Annotated in this window: 25 protein-coding genes, 1 other RNA gene and 1 pseudogene; 19 read left to right on the top strand and 8 right to left on the bottom strand. The window is 61.4% G+C overall.

The features are described 5' to 3' along the window. The first annotated feature begins 2 nt into the window (after positions 1 to 2). The 8 genes and pseudogenes from ruvA (at position 3) to J3O30_RS18595 (ending at position 4,549) form a co-directional block, all read left to right on the top strand. Positions 3 to 617: a Holliday junction branch migration protein RuvA gene (gene ruvA, locus J3O30_RS18565; protein ID WP_207581680.1), complete on the top strand. Its 615-nt coding sequence runs from the start codon at positions 3 to 5 to the stop codon at positions 615 to 617. A 74-nt stretch (positions 618 to 691) separates the two neighbouring features. Next, positions 692 to 769 (top strand): annotated as a pseudogene (locus tag J3O30_RS33240) (AbrB/MazE/SpoVT family DNA-binding domain-containing protein); the annotation flags it as partial. A 45-nt stretch (positions 770 to 814) separates the two neighbouring features. Beyond that, complete coding sequence (locus J3O30_RS33245; RefSeq protein ID WP_246762771.1) at positions 815 to 976, top strand: hypothetical protein; 162 nt, start codon at positions 815 to 817, stop codon at positions 974 to 976. Further along, on the top strand, positions 973 to 1,377 hold the full coding sequence (locus tag J3O30_RS18575; protein WP_207581682.1) for a PIN domain-containing protein: 405 nt from the start codon (positions 973 to 975) through the stop codon (positions 1,375 to 1,377). The genes J3O30_RS33245 and J3O30_RS18575 overlap by 4 nt, the downstream gene beginning before the upstream one ends. After that, the gene (gene ruvB, locus J3O30_RS18580) at positions 1,374 to 2,414 is read left to right on the top strand and encodes a Holliday junction branch migration DNA helicase RuvB (protein WP_130678301.1); all 1,041 of its coding nucleotides are present in this window, start codon (positions 1,374 to 1,376) and stop codon (positions 2,412 to 2,414) included. Before J3O30_RS18575 ends, ruvB begins: the two co-directional genes overlap by 4 nt. Further along, a complete protein-coding gene (locus J3O30_RS18585; RefSeq protein WP_207581683.1) occupies positions 2,415 to 3,317 on the top strand; it encodes a metallophosphoesterase in 903 nt (300 codons plus the stop codon). A 6-nt stretch (positions 3,318 to 3,323) separates the two neighbouring features. Then, positions 3,324 to 3,830 carry an NUDIX hydrolase gene (locus J3O30_RS18590; protein WP_207581684.1) on the top strand — a complete coding sequence of 169 codons (507 nt, stop codon included), beginning with the start codon at positions 3,324 to 3,326 and terminating at the stop codon, positions 3,828 to 3,830. Positions 3,831 to 3,985: 155 nt separating this feature from the next. Further along, complete coding sequence (locus tag J3O30_RS18595; protein ID WP_207581685.1) at positions 3,986 to 4,549, top strand: DinB family protein; 564 nt, start codon at positions 3,986 to 3,988, stop codon at positions 4,547 to 4,549. Here J3O30_RS18595 and J3O30_RS18600 read toward each other — a convergent pair. Continuing rightward, positions 4,546 to 5,928, bottom strand: a complete 1,383-nt coding sequence (locus J3O30_RS18600; RefSeq protein ID WP_207581686.1) for an AcvB/VirJ family lysyl-phosphatidylglycerol hydrolase — start codon at positions 5,926 to 5,928, stop codon at positions 4,546 to 4,548. The genes J3O30_RS18595 and J3O30_RS18600 overlap by 4 nt on opposite strands. Further along, complete coding sequence (mprF, locus tag J3O30_RS18605; RefSeq protein ID WP_207581687.1) at positions 5,925 to 8,528, bottom strand: bifunctional lysylphosphatidylglycerol flippase/synthetase MprF; 2,604 nt, start codon at positions 8,526 to 8,528, stop codon at positions 5,925 to 5,927. Before mprF ends, J3O30_RS18600 begins: the two co-directional genes overlap by 4 nt. Before the next feature lie 237 nt (positions 8,529 to 8,765). Between mprF and J3O30_RS18610 the strand changes: the two genes are divergently transcribed. Next, positions 8,766 to 9,143 carry a DoxX family protein gene (locus tag J3O30_RS18610; protein WP_207581688.1) on the top strand — a complete coding sequence of 126 codons (378 nt, stop codon included), beginning with the start codon at positions 8,766 to 8,768 and terminating at the stop codon, positions 9,141 to 9,143. A gap of 5 nt (positions 9,144 to 9,148) precedes the next feature. Here J3O30_RS18610 and J3O30_RS18615 read toward each other — a convergent pair whose 3' ends face one another. The 3 genes from J3O30_RS18615 to J3O30_RS18625 form a co-directional block, all read right to left on the bottom strand. Next, positions 9,149 to 11,260, bottom strand: coding sequence for a mechanosensitive ion channel family protein (locus tag J3O30_RS18615; RefSeq protein ID WP_207581689.1), 2,112 nt, complete (start codon positions 11,258 to 11,260; stop codon positions 9,149 to 9,151). A gap of 196 nt (positions 11,261 to 11,456) precedes the next feature. Further along, on the bottom strand, positions 11,457 to 12,488 hold the full coding sequence (gene gnd, locus J3O30_RS18620) for a phosphogluconate dehydrogenase (NAD(+)-dependent, decarboxylating) (RefSeq protein ID WP_207581690.1): 1,032 nt from the start codon (positions 12,486 to 12,488) through the stop codon (positions 11,457 to 11,459). Positions 12,489 to 12,617: 129 nt separating this feature from the next. After that, positions 12,618 to 13,100 (bottom strand): SRPBCC domain-containing protein, encoded by a 483-nt coding sequence (locus J3O30_RS18625; RefSeq protein WP_207581691.1) that lies wholly within the window; start codon positions 13,098 to 13,100, stop codon positions 12,618 to 12,620. 71 nt (positions 13,101 to 13,171) lie between these two features. Between J3O30_RS18625 and J3O30_RS18630 the strand changes: the two genes are divergently transcribed. From J3O30_RS18630 to J3O30_RS18640, 3 genes are all read left to right on the top strand, one after another. Next, positions 13,172 to 13,504, top strand: a complete 333-nt coding sequence (locus J3O30_RS18630; RefSeq protein WP_207581692.1) for a metalloregulator ArsR/SmtB family transcription factor — start codon at positions 13,172 to 13,174, stop codon at positions 13,502 to 13,504. Positions 13,505 to 13,645: 141 nt separating this feature from the next. Beyond that, on the top strand, positions 13,646 to 14,629 hold the full coding sequence (locus J3O30_RS18635) for an NAD(P)-dependent oxidoreductase (RefSeq protein WP_207581693.1): 984 nt from the start codon (positions 13,646 to 13,648) through the stop codon (positions 14,627 to 14,629). A gap of 166 nt (positions 14,630 to 14,795) precedes the next feature. After that, positions 14,796 to 16,283, top strand: coding sequence for an esterase-like activity of phytase family protein (locus J3O30_RS18640; RefSeq protein ID WP_207581694.1), 1,488 nt, complete (start codon positions 14,796 to 14,798; stop codon positions 16,281 to 16,283). An 80-nt stretch (positions 16,284 to 16,363) separates the two neighbouring features. Here J3O30_RS18640 and ssrS read toward each other — a convergent pair. From ssrS to J3O30_RS18655, 3 genes are all read right to left on the bottom strand, one after another. Next, positions 16,364 to 16,522: non-coding RNA, 6S RNA (gene ssrS, locus J3O30_RS18645), on the bottom strand. Between the two features lie 59 nt (positions 16,523 to 16,581). Further along, a complete protein-coding gene (locus J3O30_RS18650) occupies positions 16,582 to 16,968 on the bottom strand; it encodes a cell division protein ZapA (RefSeq protein ID WP_207581695.1) in 387 nt (128 codons plus the stop codon). Positions 16,969 to 17,094: 126 nt separating this feature from the next. Beyond that, entirely contained in the window at positions 17,095 to 17,370 is a 276-nt protein-coding gene (locus J3O30_RS18655; protein ID WP_037078920.1) for a DUF4164 domain-containing protein, read from the bottom strand. A gap of 333 nt (positions 17,371 to 17,703) precedes the next feature. Here J3O30_RS18655 and tkt point away from each other — a divergent pair, with 333 nt between their 5' ends. The 7 genes from tkt (at position 17,704) to J3O30_RS18690 (ending at position 26,476) form a co-directional block, all read left to right on the top strand. After that, positions 17,704 to 19,677: a transketolase gene (gene tkt / locus J3O30_RS18660; protein WP_207581696.1), complete on the top strand. Its 1,974-nt coding sequence runs from the start codon at positions 17,704 to 17,706 to the stop codon at positions 19,675 to 19,677. Positions 19,678 to 19,759: 82 nt separating this feature from the next. Beyond that, the gene (gene gap, locus J3O30_RS18665) at positions 19,760 to 20,770 is read left to right on the top strand and encodes a type I glyceraldehyde-3-phosphate dehydrogenase (protein ID WP_207581697.1); all 1,011 of its coding nucleotides are present in this window, start codon (positions 19,760 to 19,762) and stop codon (positions 20,768 to 20,770) included. A 242-nt stretch (positions 20,771 to 21,012) separates the two neighbouring features. Then, complete coding sequence (locus J3O30_RS18670; protein ID WP_207581698.1) at positions 21,013 to 21,327, top strand: hypothetical protein; 315 nt, start codon at positions 21,013 to 21,015, stop codon at positions 21,325 to 21,327. 176 nt (positions 21,328 to 21,503) lie between these two features. Then, positions 21,504 to 21,683, top strand: coding sequence for a hypothetical protein (locus J3O30_RS18675; protein ID WP_207581699.1), 180 nt, complete (start codon positions 21,504 to 21,506; stop codon positions 21,681 to 21,683). A 396-nt stretch (positions 21,684 to 22,079) separates the two neighbouring features. Continuing rightward, entirely contained in the window at positions 22,080 to 23,954 is a 1,875-nt protein-coding gene (locus J3O30_RS18680; RefSeq protein WP_207581700.1) for a potassium/proton antiporter, read from the top strand. A gap of 69 nt (positions 23,955 to 24,023) precedes the next feature. After that, a complete protein-coding gene (locus J3O30_RS18685; protein WP_207581701.1) occupies positions 24,024 to 25,226 on the top strand; it encodes a phosphoglycerate kinase in 1,203 nt (400 codons plus the stop codon). A 224-nt stretch (positions 25,227 to 25,450) separates the two neighbouring features. Further along, positions 25,451 to 26,476, top strand: a complete 1,026-nt coding sequence (locus J3O30_RS18690; RefSeq protein WP_207581702.1) for a class I fructose-bisphosphate aldolase — start codon at positions 25,451 to 25,453, stop codon at positions 26,474 to 26,476. Positions 26,477 to 26,536: the final 60 nt, after the last annotated feature.

Raw genomic sequence — 26,536 nt, forward strand, 5'->3', positions numbered from 1 at the left:
CCATGATCGGCAAGCTGAAAGGCACCATAGACGAGATCGGCGAAGACTATGTACTCGTCGATGTGCACGGCGTCTGCTACGTCGCCCATTGCTCCGCCCGCACCCTCTCCAAGCTTGGCTCGGCCGGCGAGGCCTGCATGCTGTTCATCGAGACCTATGTGCGCGAGGATCAATTGAAGCTCTTCGGCTTCATGACGGCGCTGGAGCGGGAATGGTTCAATTTGCTCCAGAGCGTCCAGGGCGTCGGCGCCAAGGTGGCGCTTGCCGTACTCTCGACCCTGACGCCGGGCGAACTCGCCAATGCAATAGCTCTGCAGGACCGCACCGCCGTCTCCCGCGCGCCGGGGGTCGGCCCGAAAGTGGCGATGCGCCTCGTCACCGAACTCAAGAACCGGGCGCCGGCCTTTGCCGGGGAAGGGATCAATATTGCCCTCAAGCAGGAACTCGGCGAAGGTGTCGCGGCCGCACCGGTTACCGATGCGGTTTCCGCACTGACGAACCTCGGCTATTCCCGCGACCAGGCGGCAAATGCCATTGCCGCGGCGATAAAGGCGGCGGGCGACGGCGCCGACAGCGCAAAGTTGATTAGGTTGGGATTGAAAGAATTGGCGCGATAAAGTAGGATAAGCTGTCACTTTTCTGCCGGTTTGCAAGCATTCCAACTGCCGCACAAAAATAGGATTTCCGAACGATGTGGGGAGAATTTACGCTTTCGCCCAAAGGTCAGATCACGCTCCCCAAAGACTTGCGGGATGCTCTCGGCCTTCGACCTGGCGATCAACTGGTTTTCTCCGTCATCGACGGAGAAGTCGTGATGACACCGAAATCGATCAACTTCAACGACCTTGCAGGCCTTCTCGGAGCGCCTCCGAATGGTCGTGCCTCGCTGGAGGAGATCGACGTGGCCGTCACCGATGCTGCGGGCAGCGACGTGGTCGATGAAGCCAGACGATCGAAATCGGATATCGCAGCATGATCGCCTATGGCGTAGATACCAACGTCCTGCTGAGACTCATCGTCGACGATGATCCGGAGCAAAGGGCGGCTGCACTGAAATTCGGCGAGGGTATCGGCAGGGATTATCGTGGATTTCTCTCCCTGCTGAACCTTTTGGAACTGGATTGGGCATTGCGCGCGCGGTTCGGCTTCAAGAAAAAGGACGTCGTCGATGCAATCGGCAAATTGACACGCGTCAGAGGTTTGGACATCGAAAACCAAACCCTCGTTATCATGGCGCTAAGAGCCGTGGAAACGCGCAATGCCGATTTTGCCGATGCCTTGATTGGTTATCGCGCCGCGGCTGAGGGATGCCAGGCGACTAAGACATTTGACCGGCACGCATTCGAGACCGTGCCAGGCATGGAGCTTCTTTCATGAGCGAACCCGCCCGCCTGATATCGCCGGAAAAGCGGGGCGAAGATCTCGATATCACCCTGCGCCCGCAATCGCTGGACGAATTCACCGGCCAGGCCGAAGCGCGCGCCAATCTGAAAGTTTTCATCGAGGCGGCGAAGAACCGCGGCGAGGCGCTGGACCATGTGCTCTTCGTCGGCCCGCCCGGCCTCGGCAAGACGACGCTCGCGCAGATCATGGCGAAGGAGCTCGGCGTCAATTTCCGCTCGACATCCGGTCCAGTGATCGCCAAGGCCGGCGATCTCGCGGCCCTGCTTACCAATCTCGAGGAGCGCGACGTGCTCTTCATCGACGAGATCCATCGCCTCAATCCCGCCGTCGAGGAAATCCTCTATCCGGCCATGGAAGACTTCCAGCTCGACCTTATCATCGGCGAAGGCCCTGCCGCTCGTTCGGTGAAAATCGATCTCTCGAAATTCACCCTGGTGGCGGCCACCACCCGCCTCGGCCTGTTGACGACGCCGTTGCGCGACCGCTTTGGCATTCCGGTGCGCCTGAGCTTCTACACCGTCGAGGAGCTGGAACTGATCGTGCGCCGCGGCGCGCGGCTGATGAACCTGCCGATTACCGAGGAAGGCGCCCGCGAAATTGCAAGACGCGCCCGCGGCACGCCGCGCATCGCCGGCCGGCTGCTGCGGCGTGTGCGCGACTTCGCCGAGGTGGCAAGGGCCGAATCCGTCACCCGCGAGATTGCCGACGAGGCGTTGACCCGCCTGCTGGTCGACAATGTCGGCTTCGACCAGCTCGACAAACGCTATCTCAACATGATCGCCGTCAATTTCGGCGGCGGCCCGGTCGGCATCGAGACCATCGCCGCCGGGCTTTCCGAGCCGCGCGACGCGATCGAAGACATCATCGAGCCCTACATGATCCAGCAGGGTTTCATTCAGCGCACGCCGCGCGGCCGTGTTCTGACCGCAATCGCGTGGAAACATCTGGGAATGCAACCGCCCAAGGATATGGAGGCTGCGCAGTTCCGGCTGTTCCAGGAGGACAACTGAGTGATCACCCGCCGCGGATTCTTCAAGGTTCTTGGCGGCGGTGTCGCAGGCGTCATGTCCCTCGGCGGTTACGCCTTTGCCTATGAACCGTTGGCAAGGCTCGCCATCACCCGCTACCGGCTGACCCCGCCCGGATGGACGCCAGGGCTCAAGCTCCGCATCGTCGCGCTCGCCGATCTTCATGCCTGCGAACCGTGGATGTCGGCAAGCCGCATCACCGCGATCTGCCACAGAGCCAATGAACTCGAAGGCGATGTCACCGTTCTCCTCGGCGATTATGCTGCCGGCATGAACATGGTGACGCAATATGTGCATTCGAGCCAATGGTCGAAGGCGCTCGCCACCTTGCGGGCCCCTCTCGGCGTCCATGCGATCATGGGCAACCACGATTGGTGGGAAGACAGGTCGGCCCAGAAAAACGGCGGCATGGAAACGTTCGGGCACCGGGCGCTTGCCGACGTCGGAATCCCGGTCTACGGCAACCGCGCCGTTCGGGTCGAAAAGGATGGCCGCGGCTTCTGGCTGGCAGGCCTCGAAGATCAGCTGGCGCTGCTGCCCGGCAAAAAGTGGGGCCGCACCCATATGCTCGGCCTCGACGATCTCGATGGAACGATGGCTCAGGTGACCGACGATGCACCCGTCATCCCGCTCGCCCATGAGCCCGATATCTTTCCGCGGGTGCCCGAGCGCGTCTCGCTGACGCTATCGGGCCACACACATGGCGGACAGATCCGTTTCCTCGGCCGTTCGCCGATCGTCCCCTCGCGTTACGGCAATCGTTACGCATATGGCCATATGGTCGAGGAGGGTCGTAATATCATCGTGTCCGGCGGCCTCGGCTGCTCCATCGCACCGGTGCGCTTCGGCGTCCCGCCGGAAATTGTCGTGATCGATCTCGGATAGAATAGCATGACCAAGCGCACTCTCATCCGCCTGAATGCGGGCGCCGAGCGATTCAATTATCGCATCGCCGGTCTCGGCTTCCGCGATGGCCACGTGCTCGTCCATCGCGCCGTGCATGAACCCTTCTGGACCTTTCCGGGCGGCAGGGCGGAAATCGGCGAGACCTCGGAAGAAACGCTGAAACGCGAGATGGTGGAGGAGCTGGGCGTCGAAGTCTCAATTTCCCGCCTGCTCTGGATCGTCGAGAACTTCTTCCGCTACGAACACCGCAACTGGCATGAACTCGGCTTCTATTACCTGATGGACATCCCGCCGGAATTCCCGTTTCAGCCACACCAAATCATTCATCGCGTCGAAGACGGCGACAATCATCTCGAATTCAAATGGGTGGCGGCAACGCGCACGGCCCTGACCGCGCTCGACATTCCGCCCTATTTCATCGCCAATGAAATCGAGAACCTGCCCCTAGCACCCCGTCATCTCGTCTGGCGCGACGGCAACCTCGATGACTGAGACTGAGGCAACCGTTCCAGAGCGTGATGCAGAAAAGTGTGAGCGGTTTTCTTATCACATCACGCTCTAACTCTTTAATGCAGAACAGGATCATTTTAGGCCGACCGGGCCTATAACCATCCTGTTCTAGAAGCACTTGAAGAGGAAAGCTGCCGATGCCGACCTTCGATCCCGTCAGGGCATTCCGCAAACTTGGCTATAACAACGCCCTTGCCAACCACCGTCTGCTTCAGACCTGCGCGGCACTGAAGCCCGGCGAATTCGAAGCGCCGCGCACAAGCTTCTTCCCCTCGATCAAGGAAACCTTGAACCACAATATCACGGTCGACTGGTTCTATGTCGACGGACTGGAAGGCGGCACGCTCGGCTACCAGGCCTTCGAGGTCGATGAACCCTTCGATGACGTTTCATCGTTGACCGAAGCGCAGGCCAAGGTTGATCAGCGCCTCACCGCACTTTGCGAGGCTCTGACGCCGGAGAGGCTCACCTCGACCATCAGCCTCCATCGCGGCGCCCGCATCCAGGAAGAGCGGATGGAAGACGTGCTCGCTCACCTCTTCCAGCACCAGACGCATCATCGCGGCCAGGTGCATGCGATGCTCTCCGGCACCAGCGTTGCTCCGCCACAGCTCGACGAATTCATCGTCGCCGACGATGCGCGGTTTCGCGGCGAGGAACTCGCCGAACTTGGCTGGAGCGAAGCGAAGCTGATGCGTTAATCCTGCAGGCGTCTTTTCAGACCGTCGATGATCGTCTTGGTAAGAAGGTCGTAATTCTCGTCGAAATGGTGGTCGCCGGGCAGTTCGATGACCTCGGCGCCGCTATCCTTCAATGCCGGACAGGCGACATCGTCATCGTCGTCCTTGCCGTAGATGCATTGCACGAGCTTTGGATCGACGTTCTTCAGATCGCTGACGGGATCGCCTCCGGCACCATCCGTTTTCTGGCCAAGCCAGCCGAGAACGGAGATGACGTAGTCGACCTGGTGCGAGAGCGACAGCAGCGATAATTGCGCCACCGCCGATTTTTCAGCTGGCTTGAGAAGCTGGTAGGTCGCCGGCACGACATCGGCGCCGAAGGAATATCCGACGAGCAGCACATGCTTCACCTTCCACTGCTTGCGGTAGAAATCGATGATCTTCGAAAGATCGGCGGCGGTCTCATCCGGCTTGCGTTCCGACCAGAAATAGTGAAGCGAATCGACGCCGACGACCGGAATGCCTTCCTTCTGCAGCGTGCCGCCGACCTCCTTGTCGATGTCGCGCCAGCCGCCGTCGCCCGAATAGATCACCGCCATCGTATCGAGGGCGGGGGTCGCCTCAAGGACCGCAAGCGGCAGGCCGAGCGGATTACCGAAGGCGCCGGAAGCGGTGACGAGATCGTCGAGCGTATCGGCAAACACCGTCTGCGCATCGTCGGTGGAATCGCGGATCTCGATCGCGGCATGGACCCTCTTCAGCGCTTCGGCATGCGCCTTGCCATCCTTGGCGGCATTGGGCGTGAAGACGGTGACGATCGGATCCGGCAGGGCACCGTCGCTGAGGCCATACATGATACGCTGGCCGACGACCTTCTTGGAAGCCGGCGTGCAAAGCTCTTTGGCAAGCGGAATGCCGGCGACCGGATCGACGGCAAGTGTCTGGCCGATCGTCGCATCCGGTGTCTGCGCGGCAATCGCCAGCGCTAAGGCCCCGCCCTCGCCGATGCCGGCGACGATCGGCAGGTGGTAGGCATTGTTGCCGGTCGCGCGCTGGACCTGCTGGCTCAGAGATTCGATGTCCGAAACCATGTAGACGCAGCCATCGTTGAGGCTGACGTCATATTGGCTGAGCGCCTGGATATAGGAGGGAAAGTCGACGCCGATGACGACGGCGCCTTCGGCGACCAGCCTGTCGGCCTCCGCCTTCTCATAGTCGCCCCAACCGGCGGCATCCGAGATCAGCATCACCGTGCCCTTTACCTCCCCTTCCGGAAGGAAGATGTGCGGTGACGGGATGAGCCCGGTTTCAAAGCTCTGCGTGGTCTCCTCGGCGGCGTCAGCTGGTGCGGCCGCGAGCATGCAGGCGCATGCTGCGGCAAGAAGGAATGTCCTGATCATTTTCTCACTACCCCTTTCAATCCGCCCCCGATCAGAAATGTCGCGTCCATCAACGCGATCATCGGATTGCCCCCTCCAGAGACCGCAAGATAGCGCGGTTGCCAGTGCGGATGAAACTTTGATTTGAATGCCCGAAGGCCTTTGAAGTTGTAGAAGCGCTCGCCATGTTCGAAGACGGTGCTGCCGATGCGGTCCCAGACAGGCGCCGCCTCGCGTTTCGACATGCCCGAAAGGGGCGCCATGCCAAGATTGAAGTGGGTGAAACCCTCGCCGCGCAGATATTCCATGATCTGCACGAAGAGAAAGTCCATCGAGCCCTTCGGCGCATCCGGCGAGAAGCGCATGAGATCGATCGTGCCTTCCTGCCTGGATTCGGTCACGAGGATATTGGCGAAAGCGACGATCATGCCGTCCTTTTTCAGGATGCCGACCGGTTGGGAGGAGACGTAGTCAGGATCGAAGGCGCCGAGCGAAAAGCCCTTTTCCTTGGCGTTGTGATGCTCGAGCCAGGCCGTGGAAACGGCGGAGAGGTCATCGATGACCGAGGGCACATCCTCAGGGACGACGACGGCAAATTCCAGCCCGTCGCGCTGGGCACGACTTGCTGTCTGGCGAAGGTTCGCCCATTTGCCGCCCTTCATCTCGAAGGCCCTCAGATCGGTCACTGCCAGTTCGCCGAGCTTGAAGGCGCGAAGGCCGGCATCGGCGCAAGGAGAAAGCAGCGACGGCGAAATCTGATAGAACACGGCCCGGCAGCCGGCGGCGCGCGCCGCTTCGACGAAACGCCAGACGAGCTCCTGCACGGCGCGATGTTCGCCGACCGGGTCGAACAGCGCGATCCAGGACCGGCCCTGCCGACCATACATGATGAAGGCGTCACCCTTTTCCGAGAACATGATGCTCTTGTCGCCCATGCGCACCAGATTGGCGTCGGCATTGCCCTGCTTGGCGACAATCTCGACGGCACGCTCTAGCGCCTCCTCCGTCGCCGGTTCCGGCCGGAAGGTCGCCGGCCGAAGCAGGCTGAAGACGGCGATCGCCGACGAGATGATGGTGATACCGAGAACAGCGCGCAGTCCGCGCGGCGCTTCGGCAGTGAATTCGAACTGCCACCAGAGCTGGTTGCTGTATTCGACATCGCGATAGACGAAGAGCAGAATGACGACGGCGCCGACGACAATGACGGCAATCGCCATCAGCCAGGACGCCGTCAGCGCCTGGTTGAGCAGCGAGGCATGGCGGGTAAAAAGCCGCCGGCTGACGAAGAGCCCGAAGATGAGGAAGGCGAGAAACGCGGCTTCGACCAGCGCGATCGCCTTCAGCAGCGACAAGGTCAGTGCGGCAAGGGCGGAGAACACCGCGACCCACCAGGCGCCGTCGAGCCGCTGGCCGAGGCCGCGCGCCGCAACGACGAGCGCAAGCCCCAGCAGGCTGGAAAGGAAATGCGCCCCTTCCACCATCGGCAGCGGCAGATAGTTGGAGAGGAATTCGAGGTTCTGGTCCGGTGTCGGCGTGACGCTCGAAAAGATCAGCATGACGCCGAGCAGCAGGGCGAGAGCCGACAGCAGCTGCGGCATCAGCCTTCCGCCGATGCGCCGCACGCTGGAAGCGGCCGGATGATCGACGAAACGGCGTAGCTCCGTCGCCGACACCGCGAGCACGGCGATCAGCAGCGGCAGCACATGGTACACCAGCCGGTAAAGTACCAGCGATCCGAGCACGGCATCGATGTTCACGGCGCTGCCGAGTGACGCGATAATCACGGTCTCGAACACGCCGAGCCCGGCCGGAACGTGGCTGAGCACCCCGAGACCGACCGCGATCGCATAGACGGCAAGGAAGACCGGCCAGCCGATTGCCGTCTGCGGCAGCAGCACGTAGAGCACCGACGCCGAAGCGGCGATATCGAAGGCGGTGACGAGGAACTGCCGCGACCAGGTGCGCGAATCCGGCAGGCGGATTGCCACGGGACCGAGGTCGAGCACGCGCCCGTCACGGCCGATGATCATCACTGCGCCCAGAATGGCGACGATCGAACCGGCGGCCAACCGCAACAGGAAGGGGCTGACGCCGATGAGCGGACCGATCTCATCGGCGATGATGATGAGGGCGATCGCCCCGACCCCCGCAAGCCCGAGACCGAAGGAGAGTGTGACGAAGGCGATGATGCGGCCGATATCTTCGGGCGAAAGCCCCAGGCGCGTATAGGCGCGATAGCGGATCGCGCCGCCGGAAAGCGCGCCGAAGCCCGCGGTATTGCCGACGGCATAGGCACTGAACGCCGTCAGCGCCACATGCGGGAAAGGCAGCTTTTTGCCGATATATTCTATCGCGTTGAGATCGTAGAAGATCAGCGAGAGGAAGCTTAGGGCCGTGAAGAACAACGCAAGCAGGATAGCGCTCGGTCTGGTCGCCGCCAGCGCATCGACAACGTCGTCATAGCGCACCTCGTTGGTGAGCTGCATGATCGCATAACCGACGAGGCAGAAGACCACGAGTGTCGCCGCTGCCGTCAGCGGCGTTCTGTAACGCCTGAACAATCCGCGAAAAGAAAATCCGTCCGCGTCTTCCATCTCTTTCAAATTGTCGTGACCCGACATCTCTTATCCTGCTGCAATTGCCAGCTCGGCGGGAATCATTTTTGAAAGACGTAACATGACAGCCATATAAGCTCCATGAAGCCGTGCCGCCGCTACCCCAGCCCCGCCGCCTTGGCCTCCATCACCCTCAATTGGGGCGAATTTGCGCAGGCGAGCGTGACGGCACATTGCATTTTCGTAAGCTTCGGGCGAGCTTGACCCTTGCCGGAGATTTGAGATGCGGGAGAACAGTTCGATATGCATGATGGCCCGGCGCTGATGATGATCGTCCTCGGCCGTCTGTTGCTGGGCGGCATCTATGTCGCTGGCGGCATTCATCATTTTTTCGTCATCGTGCCGCTGACCGACGCGATCGAGGCCCGCGGCGTCCCTCTTGCGAAATCGGTGCTGCTCTCGGGCAGCATGTTCCAGATCGTTGCCGGCCTCCTGCTGATGCTGGGCCTCTTCGTCACGGCGGCGGCATTCGGTCTCATCCTCTTCACTCTTGCCGCCACGATCATGCTGCTGAATTTCTGGGATATGCAGGGAACGGCCCGCGATAGCGCGATCAACACCTGGAAAACCAACATGGCGATCATCGGCGGCCTGTTGATTACAGCCGCCGGTGCAATGTGAGGCGGCTATGCCGCCGGCTCGCCATTCGCCCGCGCATGGGCGGCGTAGCGGGCGACGGCAGCATCGACCTCCGCATCGCGATCACCCGCCACCTGCACCGTCGGCACGGCGAATTCGATGCCGTTCTCCTTGAAGGCATTGCGGATCATCGCCAGCGCATTGCGGCGGATGACGAATTGCTCGCCGGGTTTCGTCATCATCGACAGCCGGATTTCGATCGCGAATTCGCCGAACTGCTCGACACCCTTCATCTTCAGCGTCTCGATGATATGAGGGCCGAATTCCGGATTTTCGAGCAGCGTCTGGCCGATCTGCTTGATCACCTTCTTCGCCTTGACCAGATCGGTGTCGTATTTGACGTTGAGGCTGATCTTGTCGATCGTCCAGTCGCGGTTGAGGTTCTTCACCGCGCCGAGTTCGCCGAATGGCACCGTCGTCAGCGGCCCGCGATGATGTCTGAGCTTCACCGAGCGCAGGCTGAAAGCCTCGACCACGCCCTTGTGGCTGCCGCTTTCGATATATTCGCCGATACGGAAGGCATCGTCCCAGAGATAGAACATGCCGCTGATGACGTCCTTGACGATCGTCTGCGCACCGAAGCCGACCGCGACGCCGACGACGCCCGCGCCGGCTATCAACGGCCCGATCTCGATGCCGAGGCCGGAGAGCACCATCAAAGCGGCGATGACGGCGATGACGACGGCAAGGATATTGCGGAAGATCGGCAGCAGCGTCAGGATCCGTGCGCGTTTGGCCTTCTCTTCGTCCGTTGCTCCGCCATCCACGGATGAATCGAGCAGCTTGCCGTCGATATAGGCCTTTATGACATGCCAGAGAAGATCGGCGGCAAGCAGGATGACGATGCCGCCGATGACGCCGCGCGCGATCTTGTCGACCATGGTGTCGCCGGCGGCCATCGTATCGGCGCCGACGCCGAGCATGCGCCCGAGCCAGATGGCGGCAATGGCAATGATCAGCGCCCGCACACCGCGGTCGAGCAACACGGCCGCAATGCGGCGCGTGGCCAGGAAGCTTGCTTCGGTCTGCTGCAGCGATTTTACCGCAATCGTCGAGACGGCAAGCACGCGCGGCAGCAGCAGCACATAGATGCCGAGCCAGAGCAGCCAATTGAAGCCTGCGACCCAGAGGCTCCAGAGCAACAGGAAATAAACGATGAGCGCCCAGGAGGTCCCGTGACCGCGCTTCTCATCCTTGTGCGGCCGCGACCAGACCGCTTCGATCGCAATCAACAGCAGGCCGATGCCGAGGATATAACCGACGAGGAGCCGCACACTCGCGGAATAGCCAAGCGGCTCCATCGACTGGATCACCGCCCAGCCAAGCATGAAATAGATGACGAAGGTCGCGCAACGGCGGTACCAGAAGAGCGCAACGGCACGCCCCGGCATCGTCGGGGCGGTGATGCCCTGTCGTTCTTCTTCGGCCCGCGCCAGCCCGATGAGATCGACCAGCACGCCGCCGAGGCAGATCGTGAAGCGTTGCACGATGAGCGCGACGACGCAGACGATCGCGATGCTCTGGCTAAGCGGTGGCCAGCCGAGGCTGAGAAGCGCAAGCACCGTTGCCGCCGCGAAGATCAACGCCGGGATGACGCGCGGCGCCAAATGCATGCCGGCCATCTCAGCCAGGCGACGCCGGCGACGGCGGAAGGCATAACGGGCAATGCTCTCGACAATAGCGCCGAGCAGGAAGATCGCCAGGAACTGCGCCACCATGCGCGACCAGCCGTTCGCGGCGATCTCACCGAAGAACAGCGAGGATGCATTGCCGATCTGAAAGGGTAGCGTCATCGCTGCATCGGAGACCATCGAGACGTGCCGGCGGGCATGCTGCAATAGGCCTGACAGCACCGACATCTGATCCGCAGCCGCGGAACCGCCCGCAGGTGCTGTCGCCATCTGGTTCGACATCCACTGCTTGACTTCAGGTTTCTGCATGAGCTCCATCATCTCACGCACTTCGGCCGGCGGACCTGCTGCGGCAGGAACCGAAGATGGGCTCTGCGCCGCTCCTGGGGAAACTGCCGCAGCAAGCGTCGACAGCGCCATTGTCCAGAATAGGGCGACCCTGAATATCCCTGCCATGTCACGCTTCATTGCCGCCCTCCGATGGAGCGCCGGCCGCCGACACAAGGCGAGGCGGACGTCTCCCGATAGCAATGGAATAGCCGCGACCGATGCCGGCAGCAAGGAGGGCGAAAGCGAAGACCGTGAGGAAAGGCCGGCAGTTTTATGGCCGCCGCCCTCGCCACACCAGGTCACAATGCGAAACGGGCGCGCACGACGCCTGACTTCACGATTTGGCGGCCGGCTTTTCCACGTGGCCACCAAAGCCCGCCCGCATCGCCGACAGCACCTTGTTGGCGAATTCGTCGTTGTCGCGCGAGGAGAAGCGGCCGTAGAGCGCAGCACTCAGCACCGGTGTCGGCACGCTTTCGTCGATTGCCGCCATGATCGTCCAGCGGCCCTCGCCGCTGTCGGAGACGCGGCCGGCATATTTCGACAGCGAGGGGTCGGCATGCAGCGCATCGGCTGTCAGATCGAGCAGCCAGGAGGTGATGACGCTGCCGCGGCGCCAGACTTCGGCGACATCCTGCAGGTTGAAGTCGTATTGGAAATGTTCGGGATGGGCAAGCGGCGCGGTTTCCGCGTCGGCCACATGCGAGGCAGCGCCGATATTGGCGTGTTGCAGGATATTGAGACCCTCGGCATAGGCGGCCATCAGGCCATATTCGATGCCGTTATGCACCATCTTGACGAAATGACCGGCTCCATGCGGGCCGCAATGCAGGTAGCCCTGTTCCGCGGTGCTGGCCGCAGCCGCTTCGGCGGTGCGGTTCGGCGAGGCTTCCGTCGTGCCGGCGCCGGGCGCCAGCGTCGCGAAGATTGGGGATAGATGCTGGACGGTGCCCTTTTCGCCACCGATCATCAGGCAATAACCGCGCTCCAGGCCGAAGACGCCACCGCTGGTGCCGACATCGACATAGTGGATGCCCTTGGTGATAAGTTCGGCGCCGCGGCGGATATCGTCGTGGTAATACGAGTTGCCGCCGTCGATGACGATGTCGCCGTTCTGCAGCAGCGGCATCAGGCTCGCCAGCACCTTGTCGACGATCGCCGCCGGCAGCATCAGCCAGATTGCCCTGGGATGGGTGAGCTTCGAGACGAACTCTTCGAGCGAAGCGCTGCCGGTCGCACCGAGGCCCGCGAGTTCGGCAACGCTTTCCGGCCTGGCGTCGTAGACGACGCATTCGTGACCGCCCCGCATCAACCGCTGGACCATGTAGTTGCCCATGCGGCCCAAACCAACCATGCCAAGCTGCATAATAAAATCTCCTGGAAATCGAGATGAAGTATCGAATCCGGAAATTAGCACCCGCAGTGTGACAGGCAAGCGAAGTCTGGCCCCTATGGGCGAGTGCGACGATTGCGCCGCCGATCTCCTTGAGGTTCGTCAGACATCCGGCGCGCTGGCCGGCTCTCCCTTCATTTCGCTGAGGAACATGCCCTCGCGCAGATTGATGCCATATTCGATAAAAGCCTTCATGCAGCAGAGCATCTGAGTCCAGCCCTCGCAGTTTAGATAGCTGCCGCGCCGGCCGGCATCGTCCTCGCGCCAGCCGGTCTCGGCGATGGTCACCAAGGTGCCGCCATCCTCCAGCGGCTTGAAATTCATCTCCACCGACGTCTTATAGGTCGTCTTGTCGTCGTCGGTGCCGCCATCCCAGCGGAGCACGATGCGGCTTTCCGGCACGAGTTCGACCACCTCCACTTGGGCGTCCTTCCACCAGGTCACCGTCGTGCCCTTGACGAGCGGTGCGCTCGCCCCGCCGATCGTGGTGAAATAGCTGCTGAGCTTCTTTGGGTTAACGACGGCGTCAAATACCTCTGCGACGGGACGGCCGATGCGGCCGGAAACACGGATTCCGAGAGACATGGCACTTCTCCTCTTCTCCATTATGCTCGTATTCCATTGTACTCGGATCCATTATGTTATAAAACCATAACATGTCAAGCGAATCGACCGACGACCCCGTTTTCAAGGCGCTGGCGCATCATCGCCGCCGCGAAATCCTCGACCTGCTCAAGGATGCCCCCCGCACCACAGGGACGCTCTGCGAGATGTTTCCGCAAATGGACCGCTGCACGGTGATGCAGCATCTGAAAGTGCTGGAGGAAGCCGATCTGGTCATCGCCCGGAAGGAAGGCCGCGAACGCTGGAACCACCTGAACAGCCTGCCGATCAAGCACATCCATGACCGCTGGATCAGCGCTTACGCCGGCCACGCTCTATCGATCCTCGACCGGTTGAGGAGCGATCTCGAAGGCCAGACGGAATAATGATCCGGCGAACAGCTTGCTTCCCGGCCCCTTGTCAGAGCATCGGCTGAGCCTGCAGCTTTCCTGCATGCTCATGCATAAATCATGCGTTGTCCGCAAACGTCAGTCTTTATAGCCTCCGCCGCCGAAGGAGAGGATGCAATGACGATACTGGTGACGGGAAGCGCCGGCCATCTCGGCGAGGCGCTGATGCGCAGCCTGCGAGCGCAAGACCGGACGGCGCGCGGAATCGATATCAAACCCTCAGCGTCCACCGACGTGGTCGGCTCGATCGCTGATCGCGCTTTCATCCGGCAGGCGATGTCGGACATCCGCCACGTCGTCCATGCCGCCACACTGCACAAGCCGCATGTGGCGACCCACGGCAATCGCGATTTCCTCGACACCAATGTCGGCGGCACGCTGAACCTGCTCGAAGAGGCGGTCGCCGCGGGCGTTGCAAGCTTCGTCTTCACCAGCACCACCAGCGCCTTCGGTGCGGCATTGACGCCGGCCGCCGGCGAACCGGCGGCATGGGTGACCGAGGACATGCTTTCAGTCGCGAAAAACATCTACGGCGTGACGAAACTCGCCGCCGAAGGTCTGTGCGAATTCTTCGCCCGCAACTCCGGCCTGCCGGTCGTCATTCTCAGGACATCGCGCTTCTTTCCCGAAATCGACGACGATCCTCACATTCGCGGCGGCTATTCGGCAGAGAATGCCCATGCCAACGAGCTTCTTCACCGCCGCGTCGATATCGCCGATGTGGTCCGCGCCCATCTGCTGGCGCTCGACAAGGCGCCGGCAATCGGCTTCGGCCGCTACATCGTCTCCGCCACGACGCCGTTTTCGGCGACCGATCTCGTCGCGATCCGGCACGACGCGTCTCTTGTCGTCGAACGACTGTTTCCGGGTGCAGGCGCTCTCTATGCATCACGCGGGTGGACGATGTCCCCGACGCTCGACCGTGTCTATGTCAACGCTCGCGCAAGGCGGGAACTGGGCTGGCAGCCCCGATATGATTTCCAACTCGTACTCGATTGCCTGCGCGACAACAGGGAATGGCGCAGCCCCTTGGCGCTGGACGTCGGCTCGAAATTCTACCACGACGAGGTCTTTGCCGAAGGGCCTTATCCGGCCGGGTAAGCAGCAAACTGGAATGCGGACACGCGGATGCCCGACATTCTCTCGGCATGGCCTTTTCGCTGCAAAGCGTCATCCAGATATCATGATCCCGTCATAGACCGTCTGCGGTGTCCGGCCTGCCGGCGGAAGCCGTTTCGAGAGCGCTTTTGACCGAGAGGGTATTTTCATGAAAAACGTCAGACCATATGCATCGCGGCTGTTCGCCGCGGTTCTTGCCGCATCCGCCGCCGTTCCGGCCGTCGCAATGGCCGAGAATTCCGCCACCGCCGGCGGCCTCACCTTCATCAACAAAGGCCTGGTCAGCATCGGCCGCATCCCGGCCAACCAACGCGACAAATTCGGTGAGACCTTCGGTTCCGGCTCTGGCATGGCGATCGATCCAACCGCCTGGAGCCGCGACGGCGCCAGCTACAAGGGCATGCTCTACCTGCTGCCCGACCGGGGTTACAATGTCACCGGCACAGTCGACTACCGCCCGCGCCTGAACACCATCGCGATCAGCCTCACGCCGGTTGCTCCGGGCGCAACACCCGAGGCCGGCAAGGAGCAGTCCGGCGTCGACGCAAAGCTTGTCGATTCCATGCTCTTTGTCGATGACAAGGGCGCTGACATGACCGGTCTCGATCCGGAATCCGGCGTGCGCGTCGCTGCCGGCAATTTTCCGCCGCTGCCGCAGGCTGTAAACGGCAAGATCGCGCTCGACAATGAAGCCATCATCCGCATGGCCGACGGCACCATGTTCGTCAGCGACGAATACGGCCCTTATATCTACCGCTTCGTAGCCGACGGCCACCTGCTCTCGGCGACCCAGCCGCCGAAGGCGCTTTTGCCGATGCGCAAGGGCGCGCTGAGCTTCGCCTCCAACAATCCCGGCCCCGGCGCCTCCGCTCCTGATCCGAAGGATCCGGAGACCGGACGCCAGAACAACCAGGGGCTCGAAGGCATGGCAATGACGCCGGACGGCAAGTTCATCATATCAGTGCTGCAGTCGGCCACCCGCCAGGACGGCGGCGATTCCAGCTCGACCCGTCAGAATACCCGCGCCATGATCTATGACGCCGCCGATCCCGATCATCTGAAGCTGGTGCATGAATATGTTGTGCCGCTGCCGGTCTTCAAAGATGCCAAGGACAAGACGGTGATCGCCGCCGAGAGCGAAATCGTCGCCCTGTCCGACAAGACCTTCCTGATGCTCGCCCGCGACAGCGGCAACGGCCAGGGCCTGAAGGGCGACACCTCGCTCTACCGCAAGATCAACATCGTCGACCTCTCCGATGCGACCGATATCGCCGGCAGCGATTTCGATGCCGACAAGCCGATCGCGCCGAAGGGCGTCGTCGATCCCTCGCTGACGACGGCGACGCTGACGCCCTTCATCGACATCAACAACAAGGCCGACCTTGCTCGCTTCGGCCTGCACAACGGTGCGCCGAACGACAAGAACAACCTGTCGGAAAAATGGGAAGCCATGGGTCTTGCAAGCGTTCTCGACCCGAACCTGCCGGACGACTACTTCCTGTTCCTCGCCAATGACAACGACTTCTTGACACAGGATGGTTTCCAAGTCGGTGCGGCTTACAAAGCGGACGGCGGTGCCGATGTCGACACGTTGTTCCAGGTCTTCCAGATCACCCTTCCAGGTCTGAAAAAATAGCGGACGCGCTGAACAGGGCGGACGCGTAAACCGCGTTCGCCCGGTCGGTCCGGCGCCGTCGAAGGGGAGGGAAGGGAAAGGTGCGATCCACGACAACCGATGGATGTTTACGATCCTGGGTGCCTACAAACGTAGGTGGGCGCCGTGTGTCCAGGCCCACGGGCCTAGCCAGGGACAGCTCCCTTTGGATCGAGTATGGCCCCAGGGATTGTGGTTCCTGTCGAGAGGCGCAGACCGCATCGCGATATATAAGGTCGTTTGCGCCAGCGCGCCAGTGGCGGCGGCACGCAGTCGTTATTTAATTCAGATCCATTGAGTTCGGGGGGGGCCGTCCGTTCAGCTTGTCGGTGATTCCGCGAATCCGGCTTGAAACCTCGCTGAGCGCCGCCGCGAGATTTTCTTCGGTGCGGGCGGTGGCCGCAAGCACCGTGTCGCGGTTGCCGCGCAGCGACTCGAGCTCGGATTCGAGCCCGGCGACGCGGCGCGTCAACTCGGAAATCTCGTCCATGATCATGATACCGGCCATGACGGTGATCCTGAGATCGCCGATTTCCCCGAACTGCCCCTTGAGATGGCCGACATAGCGGTCGAAACTGGTCGCCAGATCGGTCAGGTGATCCTCCTGCCCTTCCTCGCAGGCCATGCGATAGGCCTTGCCGTCGATCGTTACCGTCACCTGCGCCATGCCAAACTCTTTCTACGAGAGCATGATGCCGAAAGGTATGAGCGGTTTTCGGACGACATCATGCTTAACGCTTAAATGAGAACAGGATTCAGATTTTGGGCCAACTTGGCCTAAAATCATCCTGTTCTAGCGATCCAGAACCGCGCGGATCGTTTCCATGGCCGTCACCAGCCGCCGCGATACCTCGCGGTTGACTTCCTCAAGCCGGTTTGCGCGGAATTCGGCCTGGTCGAGCTCCTGCGCCAGCCGCGAACGGTCGGCGTGCACGCGCCGCACCTCGCCCTCGATCTCGCCCTGCTCGCGCTGCCGCTCGACGCGCATGTCGACGGCATTTTCGAGGCCCGAAATCGCCTGTCTCAATTCGTTGAGCGCTGCTTCCATGGTTTTGCCTGTGGGCATCATGCCTTCCCAATTCCCGCGCAGGATCCGCGAATCGGCACGCCGCGCCGATCCTGCGATTTAAAAAGGATATGCAGCTCGCCGACGGCCCGTCAATAAATCCTGTCACTTGCCTACCGGCCTATCCTGTGGATGAGCGTTTTACACATGCCGACGATAGGTGATTTGTCATTTGTACAATCGAGCGATCAAATGTCAAAAATTGCCATTGCCCGCCCGGATTTGGCTTGCCATTTATTGACTTGCCCGCCCCAACTGCTATGTCTCTGCCGCTTTCACTCGATGGTCTTGGAGGCTCGAGGCCATCCCCCGACACCCGGAACTTGCGGAAAAGCCATGACCTCTCCCGAACAACACGACCGGATGGCGAATGCAATCCGTTTTCTCGCCATGGACGCCGTTGAAAAAGCGAACTCCGGCCACCCCGGCATGCCGATGGGCATGGCTGATGTGGCAACGGTCCTGTTCACCAAATATCTGAAGTTCGATCCGAAGAAGCCGCACTGGCCGAACCGCGATCGCTTCGTACTCTCGGCCGGCCATGGCTCGATGCTGCTCTATTCGCTGCTGTATTTGACCGGTTATCCTGACATGACTATCGAAGATCTGAAGCAGTTCCGTCAGCTCGGCTCGAAGACTGCCGGTCATCCGGAATACGGTCACGCGACCGGCATCGAAACGACGACCGGTCCGCTCGGCCAGGGTATTGCCAATTCCGTCGGCATGGCGATTGCCGAACGCAAGATGCGCGAGGAATTCGGCGCCGATCTTCAGGATCACTATACCTATGCGATCTGCGGCGACGGCTGCCTGATGGAGGGCATCAGCCACGAAGCCATCGCGCTCGCCGGCCACCTGAAGCTCAACAAGCTCGTTCTGTTCTGGGACAACAACTCGATCACCATCGACGGCGCCGTGTCTCTCTCGGATTCCACCGATCAGGTCGCCCGTTTCAAGGCCGTTCATTGGAACACGATCGAGATCGACGGTCACGATCAGGCTGCCGTCGCCGAAGCGATCGAGGCTGCCCACAAGTCCGACCGGCCGACCTTCATCGCCTGCAAGACGATCATCGGCTTCGGCGCCCCGAACAAGCAGGGCACCCATAAGGTCCACGGCAACCCGCTTGGTGCCGAGGAAATCGCCGCCACGCGCAAGGCGCTGAACTGGGAATCTGAGCCCTTCGTCATCCCGTCGGACGTCTTGGATACCTGGCGTGCAGCCGGCGCCCGCTCCGTCGATCTCGTCAACGCCTGGGAACAGGGTCTGGCCAAGGCTCCGGCCAAGGCCGAATTCACCCGCCGCATGGCAGGCGAGCTGCCGGAAGGCTTCGATGCCGCAATCAGCGCCTTCAAGAAGAAGCTTGCCGAGACCAAGCCGACCGTTGCCACTCGCAAGGCTTCGGAAGACGCGCTCGAGGTCATCAACGGCTTCCTGCCGGAAACGCTCGGCGGCTCCGCCGACCTGACGCCGTCGAACAACACCAAAACCAGCCAGATGCACTCGATCACGCCGACGGATTTCGCCGGCCGTTACATGCATTGGGGCATCCGCGAGCACGGCATGGCCTCTGCGATGAACGGCATTGCGCTGCACGGCGGACTGATCCCGTATAGCGGCGGCTTCCTGATCTTCACGGATTATTGCCGCCCGCCGATCCGCCTTGCTTCGCTGATGGGCATCCGTGTCATCCATGTCCTGACGCATGACTCGATCGGCGTCGGCGAAGACGGCCCGACGCACCAGCCGGTCGAACAGCTCGCCGGTCTGCGTGCCATCCCGAACCTGATGATCTTCCGTCCGGCCGACGCCACGGAAACGGCGGAATGCTGGCAGATCGCCATCAAGACGCACAACCGTCCTTCGGGCCTTGCTCTGACGCGCCAGAACCTCACTGCGTCTCGCACCGAATACAGCGAAAAGAACCTCTGCGAACAGGGCGCTTATACGCTGGCCGGCAATGCCGACGCCAAAGTGACGATCTTCGCCTCCGGTTCAGAAGTCGAAATCGCCGTCGCCGCCCGCGCAGCCCTTGAAGCCAAGGGTGTCACGGTGCGCGTCGTATCGGTTCCCTGCACGGAACTGTTCTTCGAGCAGCCGGACGCCTATCGCAAGGAAATCCTCGGCAACTCACCGGTAAAGATTGCCGTCGAAGCCGCCGTCCGCGAAGGCTGGGATGCCTTTATCGGACCGGAAGGCACTTTCGTCGGTATGAAGGGCTTCGGCGCTTCCGGCCCGGTGAAGGACGTTTACAAGCATTTCGGCATCACCACCGACGCCGTCGTTGCGGCCGCGGAAGCAAAGCTTTAATGAGGGCGCCTTGAGGCGCTCTCCATCTCCTCAATTCCAGGCCCGGCTGTATCGGGCCCTACTCTATCGGGAGTGAATGAACATGACAGTCAAGGTTGCCATCAACGGCTTCGGCCGCATTGGCCGCAACGTCCTTCGCGCCATCGTCGAATCCGGCCGCACCGACATCGAAGTCGTCGCCATCAACGACCTCGGCCCCGTCGAAACCAATGCCCACCTGCTGCGCTACGACTCGATCCACGGTCGCTTCCCGGCCACCGTGAAAGTCGAGGGAGACTCGATCATCGTCGGCAACGGCAAGCCGATCAAGGTCACCGCCATCAAGGATCCGGCGACACTTCCGCACCGCGAACTCGGCGTCGACATCGCGATGGAATGCACCGGCATCTTCACCTCCCGTGACAAGGCTGCCGCCCACCTGACGGCCGGCGCCAAGCGCGTCATCGTTTCGGCACCTGCAGACGGCGCCGATCTGACTGTCGTCTTCGGCGTCAATCATGACCAGCTCACCAAGGAGCACATGGTCATCTCCAACGCGTCCTGCACGACAAACTGCCTGGTGCCGGTTGTAAAGATCCTCGACGACGCCGTCGGCATCGACCACGGCTTCATGACGACGATCCACTCCTACACCGGCGACCAGCCGACGCTCGACACGATGCACAAGGACCTGTATCGCGCCCGCGCCGCCGCTCTTTCGATGATCCCGACCTCGACAGGCGCTGCCAAGGCAGTCGGCCTCGTTCTGCCGCATCTGAAGGGCAAGCTCGACGGCACCTCGATCCGCGTTCCGACCCCGAACGTTTCCGTCGTCGACTTCAAGTTCGTCGCCAAGAAGGCCACCAGCGTTGGCGAAATCAACGAAGCCATCATGGCTGCCGCAAATGGCAAGCTGAAGGGCGTCCTCGGCTACACCGACGAGCCGCTCGTCTCCCGTGACTTCAACCACGACAGCCACTCCTCGATCTTAGCAACCGATCAGACTAAAGTCATGGAAGGTAATTTCGTGCGCGTCCTGTCCTGGTACGACAATGAATGGGGCTTCTCCAGCCGCATGTCCGACACGGCTGTTGCGTTTGCCAAGCTCATCTGAGCGCTCTTAAGGCATCGACATGCAAGCGGCCCGGGAAACCGGGCCGCTTTTTGTTGCCATGCCGCAAACGAAACCAACCTTTCCGCACTGGTATCTTTTCGTCCATTGCAGAGATGAGATCTGTTAGGATAACTCGCCTGGACATTCCAAAATGCCCAGTTTCCTCGCGCCGCATCGGCCACCGGCCAGGCGCGGAACACCAATACCGTGCGGCGGCAGTGTCGCTGATATGAGAGAGATGGATGGATTACTTTACCGTAGAAATCGCCGGCCGTGCCGTTGCCAGCTTTCGCTCCGAAAATCACGAGGAAGCGACCCATTTCTTCGAGGCGGAAGACTTTCGTGACGATCTGACCATCCTGGAATCCGAAGGCAAACCCCTGTGGGACCGTAAAGCGGTGCTCAGCCTGCGCAAGGCAACCGCCGAGGAGGCCAGCGAAGTCGAGCACGCCTATGAATTCGACGATGATCCGGAACGGACCATCGAGGACGAGTTCGTCGTTTTCCTGGTCCCGGTCGCGGATCTGACCGACGTGGGCGAGGACTCAGAAGACTGACCGACGATCTGCATCGTTTTCCGATTTCGAAAGCCACACCGAAGCGACGGGTTCGGTGTGGCGTTGCCGTCCGCAGGCAAGGATTGATCACTTGGCAATCCGCTGGCAAAGCGTGATAGATTGCCGAGATGCATAGCGCCGCGCAATGGCGAAGATAATCCAAGTGGAGGCGATTAATGGCAGAGGCACAAAAACGCTTGTCCCACACCACGCTCAAGCGGCGGCAGCGGTTTCACCGCAAGCGGGACGTCCGACCTGCGGTGCTTGCAAAGGCCAATCGCCTGGTTATCTGGGTCGCCGCGTTCATCGGTCTCTCGTTTCTCGCCATCGTCATTTTTCAGGCGGTGTTGGGATAGCAGAGCAGCGGCCCCGCTCTCTGCATGCGCGCCTGCAATCCCTTTTCCCATCATTGAGAAGGCAGACGCACCGCGTGAACGCAAAAACGTGGCTTGGCCTGTTGTCGTTCGCAGATACCGGCAGGAAAAATCCGTGCCTGTCTCTTTTGCCCTGCTCTCGCCTGAATTTCCGATACATTCCTTATAGACAATTTCTCCCGTAGCATTCCGTGTCGGTTGGCCGTCCGGCAGCCGTTCAGTAGCATGATGCAGCGTCGCGACGAGGTTAAGCCGCAAGGCCTACCCTTCTCTGACGTTTTGCCGTTTACTGGACCGCCGCGGGTGAGGAGGGGTTGGAGTAAGGCGGATCGGCCGGGGCGGCTGTATTCGTCAAGCAGTCGATGGAAAGGGGTGGGCATGGAAGCGTTTTATATCGTGGTGCTGGTCTCGACGGCGCTCGTGCTTCTTGCCGCTTTTTCGAGCCTGCTTGCCTTCCGCTTCGGCGCCCCCCTGCTGCTGCTTTTCCTCATGATCGGCCTTGCCGCCGGCGTCGACGGGCTCGGCATTGAGTTCAGCAACAATTACCTCGCCTATATTCTCGGCTCTATCGCGCTGGCCGTCATCCTGTTTGATTCCGGCTTTGGCACGCCGATGCAGGCCTTCCGCCTGGCGGCCGTTCCCTCGCTGGCACTCGCGTCGGTCGGCGTGCTGATTACCGCCTCGCTCTTTGCCTTCGCGGCGATGTGGCTTTTGAACTTCACCTGGCTGGAAGGTCTGCTGCTCGGCTCGATCGTCGCATCGACGGATGCCGCCGCCGTCTTCTTCCTGCTGCGCATTGGCGGCATCAACATCCGCGACAAGGTGCGCTCAACGCTGGAGGTCGAATCCGGCACCAACGACCCGATGGCGATCTTCCTCACCATCGCCCTTGTCGAGGTGCTGGCGAGCGGCGAGCGTTCCGCCGGCATCAATATCGGCATGCTCGCCATGTTCGTGCAGCAGATGGGCCTCGGCGTCATCCTCGGCCTGCTCGGCGGCATGATGATCGTGCTGATCGTCAGTAAGCTGGACACCGATCGCGGCCTGACGCCGATCTTCGTGCTGGCGCTTGCCCTTCTCGTCTTCTCCTTCACCGGCGCGGTCGGCGGCAGCGGCTTCCTCGCCGTCTATGTCGCCGGCATTTACGCCGGAAACCGCAAGATGCAGGCGATCGGCACCATCAAACGCTTCCAGGACGGCATGACCTGGCTGGCGCAGATCATCATGTTCCTGGTGCTCGGCCTGCTTGCGACGCCGTCGCAATTCCCGGTCATCATCGTGCCCGCCATTCTGCTTGCCCTCTTCCTGACCTTTGTCGCCCGGCCGTTGGCGGTCTGGCTGTCGCTGCTCCCGTTTGATTACACGCAGCAGGAAATCGGCTTCGTTGCCTGGGTCGGCCTGCGTGGCGCCGTCTCCATTCTGCTTGCCATCATGCCCATCCTCGGCGGGCTTGAGAACGGACAAATCTATTTCAACACGGCCTTCATTATTGTGCTGGTCTCGCTGCTCCTCCAGGGCTGGACGATCAAGCCCGTCGCCAAGAAGCTCGGCCTGATCATTCCGCCGCGCATCGGTGCCGTCGATAAGGTCGAGGTCGACCTGCCGGGCGCGGCCAACCACGAACTGCTCTCCTACCGCGTCATCAAGGATAGTCCAGTGCTGCGTGGCGAACGCATCCCGCGTTGGGCGACGCCTTCGCTGGTGATCCGCGACGGCAAGTCGATGCGCTACCAATATGCCGGGCGGCTGCGCGAGAACGATCTCGTCTACCTCTTCATCGTGCCGAGCTACTCCCGCCTGCTCGACCGGCTCTTCGCCAGCCGTGCGCCAGTGGATGAGGACGATGCCGATTTTTTCGGAGCCTTCGCGCTCTCACCTGCCCGCCCCGCCGCCGATCTCGACGCCGCCTATGGCCCCGGCCTGCTCAACGAAACGGAAAAGGGCCTGACGATCGCCGAATTGATGCGTCAGCGCCTCGGCGGTAAGGCCGATTATGCCGACCGCGTCCGTCTCGGCTCCATCATTCTCATCGTCCGCGATCTCGACGAGCACGACCACATCACCTCCGTCGGAATGTCGCTCGAAGCGGTCGAACCAGCGATCACGCTGCCAATCTTCATCAATCTCAAGGACATCATCCAACGCATCCGCGACCGGCTGAAAGGGCGCCGAAGCCGCGAAACCGCCGCCTCCGAAATCGCGGCGAAAGCACCGCCCCGACGTGACGAAGGCACACGCGAAAACGGCCGTTGAACGCCTTGCGTCTCAAATGATCCTTGCTATGGTCGCCGCAACTTCCGCCAACCAAGACTGGATTTCCCCATGCCTTCTTTCAAGACCCTCGACGATCTTTCCGACATCCGCGGCAAGCGCGTTCTCGTCCGCGTCGATCTCAATGTCCCGGTCAAGGATGGCAAGGTCACCGATACGACGCGCATCGAGCGTGTGGCGCCGACGATCCTCGAACTGTCCGAGAAGGGCGCCAAGGTGATCCTGCTTGCTCATTTCGGCCGGCCGAAGGACGGCCCTTCGCCGGACCTGTCGCTGTCGCTGATCGCCCCTTCGGTCGAGGAAGTGCTCGATCATGCCGTGCTGACGGCGTCCGATTGCATCGGCGAGGCGGCCGCCTCCGCCGTCGCGGCGATGAATGACGGCGATATCCTGCTTCTGGAAAACACCCGCTTCCACAAGGGCGAAGAAAAGAACGACCCCGACTTCACCAAGTCGCTTGCTGCCAACGGCGACATCTATGTCAACGACGCCTTCTCCGCCGCCCACCGCGCCCATGCCTCGACCGAGGGCCTCGCCCACCACCTGCCGGCCTATGCCGGCCGCACCATGCAGGCCGAACTGGTGGCGCTGGAAAAGGGTCTGGGTGATCCCGCCCGCCCTGTCGTCGCGATCGTCGGCGGCGCCAAGGTCTCGACCAAGATCGACCTCCTGATGAACCTCGTGAAGAAGGTCGATGCGCTCGTCATCGGCGGCGGCATGGCCAATACTTTCATCGCCGCCCGCGGCACCAATGTCGGCAAGTCGCTCTGCGAACATGATCTCGCCGAAACCGCCAAGCAGATCATGATCGAGGCCGCGACCGCCGGCTGCGCCATCATCCTGCCGGAAGACGGCGTGATTGCCCGGGAGTTCAAGGCGGGTGCCGCCAATGAGACAGTCGATATCAACGCCATTCCCGCTGATGCCATGGTGCTCGATGTCGGGCCGAAATCCGTCGAGGCCATCAACGCCTGGATCGAGCGCGCTTCGACTCTCGTCTGGAACGGCCCCCTCGGCGCCTTCGAGATCGAGCCCTTCGATGCCGCCACGGTCGCTGCCGCGAAATACGCCGCGGAGCGCACTGCAGCCGGCAAGCTCACCTCCGTTGCCGGCGGCGGCGACACCGTCTCGGCGCTGAACCATGCCGGCGTTGCCGGCGCGTTCACCTATGTCTCCACAGCCGGTGGCGCTTTCCTCGAATGGATGGAGGGCAAGGAGCTTCCCGGCGTCGCCGTCCTCAACGCCGCCAGATAGTCACAAGCCGATTCGACTGGTTTTACATGTGGATAGACCGCGGCGGCGAGAGCGCCTTCCGCGGTCTTTTGCTCAGCCGGTGGAAAAAATCCCAGATATTCAAACGATTGAATTGATTTCAATCGTTTCAATGACTTAGCCTTCCATTTTCCTCACTATCAACTTCTGTTATCGCCGTCCTATATTCTTAAATCGTCGATGTTTAATGCTGTGGAGAGAACGAGATGAGCGAACGACTGGAAGACATTGCAGTGCAGATGGTTGCAGGCGGCCGGGGACTGCTTGCGGCAGATGAATCGACCTCCACCATCAAGAAGCGTTTCGACACCATCAACCTGGAATCGACCGAAACCAGCCGTCGTGACTACCGGGAGATGCTCTTCCGCTCCGACGAGGCGATGAAGAAATATATCTCCGGCGTCATCCTCTTCGAAGAGACCCTTTTCCAGAAGGCCGCGGACGGCACGCCTTTCGTCGACATCATTCGCGCTGCAGGTGCCATTCCCGGCATCAAGGTCGACACCGGCGCCAAGCCGATGGCGAAATATCCTGCGGAAACCATCACCGAAGGCCTCGATGGCCTCGGCGAACGCCTTGCCCGCTATTATGAAGCCGGCGCCCGCTTCGCCAAGTGGCGCGGTGTCATCGCCATCTCGTCGACATTGCCGACCCGCGGTTCCGTCCGCGCCAACGCTCAGGCGCTTGCTCGTTATGCCGCACTCTGCCAGGAGGCCGGGATCGTTCCGATCGTCGAGCCGGAATGCCTGATGGACGGGAAACCGGGCGACCACACGATCGACCGCTGCGCCGAAGTCACCGAATCGACGCTGCGCATCGTTTTTGAGGAACTGGCCGATGCCCGCGTCAACCTCGAAGGCATGATCCTGAAGCCAAACATGGTCATCGACGGCAAGAACGCCCGCAAGGCCTCGGTCGCGGAAGTTGCCGAGCGCACGGTCAAGGTTCTGAAGGCGACCGTTCCGCCCGCCGTCCCCGGCATCGCCTTCCTGTCGGGCGGCCAGACGACCGAAGAAGCGACGGCGCATCTTTCCGCCATCAATTCCAGTGCCGACCTGCCCTGGCTCGTCACCTTCTCCTACGGCCGCGCCCTGCAGGACAGCGCCCTCAAGGCCTGGAACGGTAAGCCTGAGAACGTCGCCGCCGGCCAGCGCGAATTCACCCACCGTGCCGAGATGAACAGCCTCGCGGCCAAGGGCAGCTGGAAGAAGGACCTCGAAAAGGCAGCTTGATTTTTTCAGCAGCCTTAACTCCGATAAAGAAGGGGCGACAACACCATGTTGCCGCCCCTT

It is taken from the genome of Rhizobium sp. NZLR1, assembly GCF_017357385.1.
Lineage (GTDB): Bacteria > Pseudomonadota > Alphaproteobacteria > Rhizobiales > Rhizobiaceae > Rhizobium.